Annotated in this window: 2 protein-coding genes; one reads left to right on the forward strand and one right to left on the reverse strand. The window is 73.6% G+C overall.

The features are described from left to right. Nucleotides 1-107 precede the first annotated feature (107 nt). Nucleotides 108-3,332, forward strand: a complete 3,225-nt coding sequence (locus ACNFOC_RS52095; protein ID WP_416965976.1) for an ATP-binding protein — start codon at nucleotides 108-110, stop codon at nucleotides 3,330-3,332. On the opposite strand, the gene ACNFOC_RS52100 is transcribed toward ACNFOC_RS52095, so the two are convergent. Further along, nucleotides 3,319-3,782 (reverse strand): NPCBM/NEW2 domain-containing protein (locus ACNFOC_RS52100; protein WP_416965977.1); only part of this gene is annotated, 464 nt, incomplete at its 5' end. The genes ACNFOC_RS52095 and ACNFOC_RS52100 overlap by 14 nt on opposite strands.

Genomic DNA, 3,782 nt, shown 5'->3' on the forward strand with positions numbered 1-3,782 from the left:
GTCATGGTGTTCGCGATGGGCATCGGCTCGCTCGCCGCGAAACGCCTGCGCTGGCACGCGGCGGCCGGTTTCGGCGCACCCGGGCAGAGGACGAACAGGGCACCGACGTGCCCCTCGGCGGTGCGCGTATCCGTGCCCTGCTCGCCGCGCTGGCCCTGCACCCGAGCCGGATCATCCCCGTCGGCACCCTGATCGACGAGGTGTGGGCGGACGAACCTCCCCAGGACTCCCCGGCCGCCCTCCAGGCCCTGGTCGGCCGCCTCCGCCGCACCCTCGGTAAAGAAGCGATCGCCTCCGACCCCGGCGGCTACCGCCTCGCGGCGACCCGGGACGACGTGGACCTGTTCGTCTTCGAACACCTCGTACGCCAGGGCACGGCCGCCCTCGACCGGGGCGACGCGACCACCGCCGCCCGCGACCTCTCCGAGGCGCTCGCCCTGTGGCGCGGGCCCGCGCTCGCCGACCTCCCCGACCGGTCCGCCGCCGCCCGCCCGGACGCGCTGCGCCAGGAGGCGACCCGCGCGCGGGCCGAGGCCGACCTGCTGCTCGGCCGCGCCGCCGACGTCGTACCGGAACTGAAGGAACTGACCGCGGCCCATCCCTACGACGAACCGCTGCACGCCCTCCTCATCCGCGCCCTGCGCGCCTGCGGCCGCGGAGCCGACGCCCTCGCCGCGTACGAGGCGGCCCGGCGCGCGCTCGCCGAGGGGCTCGGTACCGACCCGGGTCCGGAACTGCGCGCCCTGCACGGGGAGTTGCTCACAGCGACGGCACCGGCGAGTACGGCGCCCGCTGCCCCCGGGCGCCCCGGACGCGACGGCAACCTGCGTCCACGGCTTACCTCTTTCGTGGGCCGGGAACCCGAGATCGCCGCCATCCGTTCCGAATTGCACAGGGCCCGCCTGGTCACGCTCACCGGACCGGGTGGCTCCGGAAAGACCCGTCTCGCCGAGGAAGCCGCCGCCGGGCTCCCGCAGGCGTGGCTCGTCGAGCTGGCCCGGCTCGACCGGCCGGAGGCGGTGCCGGGCGCGGTGGTCAGTGCCCTCGGTCTGCGCGAGACCGCGCTGCTGACCACCGAGTTGTTGACCACGCAGGACGACCCGGTCGCCCTGCTGGTGGAGTACTGCGCCTCGCGCGGCCGACTCCTGATCCTTGACAACTGCGAACATGTCATCGGCGCGGTGGCCGACCTCGCCGAAACGCTCCTGACCCGCTGCCCGGGGCTCACGATCCTCGCCACCAGCCGTGAACCCCTGGGCGTCCCCGGCGAGTCCGTTCGCCCGGTCGAGCCCCTCGTCCCCGACCAGGCGCACCGCCTCTTCACGGAGCGCGCCACCGCCGTCCGCCCGGGCGCGGGGACCGTGCTCCAGGACACGGAGGCGGTCGCGGAGATCTGCCGCCGCCTCGACGGCCTGCCCCTGGCCATCGAACTGGCCGCCGCCCGGCTCCGGTTGCTCACCCCGCGCCAGATCGCCGACCGCCTCGACGACCGCTTCCGCCTCCTCACCTCCGGAAGCCGCACGGTGCTGCCCCGCCAGCAGACCCTGCGGGCCGTAGTCGACTGGTCCTGGGAGCTGCTCGACGAGCCGGAGCGGACGGTGCTGCGCGAGGTCTCCGTGTTCGCCGGCGGCTGGGACCTCGCGGCGGCGGAGGCCGTGTGCACCGGCCCCGCGGCCCACCTCATCGGCTCCCTGGTCGACAAGTCCCTGATCGTGGCCACCCCGGGGGACGCGGACGGCGGCATGCGCTACCGCATGCTGGAGACCATCCACGAGTACGCCGTCGAGCGCGCCGCCGAGACCCCCGAGCCGCGCGCCGCGGCCGAGCGCCGGCACCGCGCGTGGGTGCGCGCCCTCGTGGAGACGGCCGAGCCCCTGCTCCGCTCCGGCGACCAACTCCCGTGGATCGCCCGCCTGGAGACCGAGCTGGACAACATCCGGGCGGCCCTCAGCCGCTCCGTCGCCGCGCGCGACGAGGAGGAGGCGGGCGCCCTGGCCCTCGCCGTCGGCTGGTTCTGGTGGCTGCGCAACTACCGCACCGAGGGCGCGGAATGGGTGATCCGGGTCCTCACCCTGAGCACACCGGACGGGCCCGCCCAGGACCCGTTCGAGGCCTACGTCGCCGACCCGGAGGTGGATGCCCGGCACCCCCTGCACAGCCGGCGGATGGACCTCCGGCTGCTGGATCTCTTCCTCAGGGCCGAGTCCGAGATCCTGGGCCGGACGGCGGACGGCCTGATGGACGAGCGCTTGTGGCAGTACATGAAGCTGATCCAGGGCTACTTCGCCGCCGGCGGCCCGCAGTCGGCCCGTATGCCGGGGCTCATCTGGCCGCTCACCGCCTACTTCCTCACCGAGTCGATGGACATCCGGCCCGCGATGGAGGCGGCGGCCGTCAACGTCCGTGTCCACGGCGGCGACTGGGAGAAGGCCGTCCTGCTGATGTTCCGGACGCACCTCCTCGTCGACTCGCCGGGCGGCATGGCAGGCATCGACGAGGACCTGAAGGCGCTGAAGGCGCTCTCCGGCCGTGTAGGCGACCGCTGGGTGCGCGCCCAGGTGTCCAGCGCGGTGGGCGAGGCCGCCATGGTCCGCGGCCGCTTCGAGGAGGCGAGGACGGCGTACGAGGAGGCGCTGGAGCTCGCCTACGAGGTCGGCGCCTACACCGAGACCCCGTTCCTCATCGCCCGCCTCGCCGAACTCGCCTTCCGCGCGGGCGACCGCGACAGTTCCCTCGCCGGCCTGGACCGGGCGACCGAGGAGGCCGAGCGGCACGGTGTACCGGACGCCCGCGCGTTCGTCCTGATGCTGCGCGCGCACATCGCCCTGGAGGACGGGGAGACCGCCCGCGCGCGGGAGTTGAGCGACCGCGCCTGGGCGGAGAGCGAGAAGGGCACGCCCCCACCGCAGTTCAGGGCCGGCCTGAACGCGGTCGCCGCCCTGGTCACCGCCGCCGAGTCGGGACCGGAGCGCGGGCTGGAGAAGATGACCGCCACCCTGCGCGAGGCCATCGACCAGCACTGCGCCGACGCGCTGATCGCGCACCTGGTGGACCAGACGGCGCTGCTCTCCGCAGACCTCGGCGAACTACCGCGCGCGGTACGGCTGTTGGCCGTCGGCGACCGCTGGCGCGGCGGCCACCCGCGCCCCATGCCGGAGCGCACCCGGGTCGAGCACACCGAGACCACGACCCGCACCGAACTGGGCCCCGAGCGCTACGCGGCCGAACGCGCCCGAGGCGAAACGCTCACCATGGACGAGGTCCTGGCCGAACTACCCGCTCCGGCACCGTCCCCGACACAACCCCTGGCACAGCGCCCTACTTGCACGTGAACTTCGACTCCGCCCAGTCCGCAAGCGTCAAGTCGTCGAAGGAGCTGTGCGGTTCGACCACCAGCCGTACGGTCTTGCGCCCGGCGATGTTCACATGCACCGGCACCGCGGCGTCCCCGCCTTCGATCTCCCCGGACCGCCACAGCCGGACCCCGTCGGCGTACACCGAGAAGGAGACCTTGCCGATCCCCAGCATCATGTCGTCGACGCCGACCGTCGCGTCGTAGGAGACGCACTGGCGGTTGAGGCCGATCGTGACGGAGGAGCGGCCGTGGACGGTCGCGCCGTGGGTGTAGCGCGTGCCGCCGATCGAGACGCCGTAGCGCTGCCACACCCAGCTGCTCTCGCCGAGCTGGATCTCGGGTGCGGTGCCGTCGCCGTTGACGTTGTAGGAGAGTTCGCTGACCTGCTGCTCATCTCCGCCGACCTGGACGAACTGATCGGCCCGTC

The sequence above is a fragment of the Streptomyces colwelliae genome (genome assembly GCF_048158785.1).
Classification (GTDB): Bacteria; Actinomycetota; Actinomycetes; order Streptomycetales; family Streptomycetaceae; genus Streptomyces.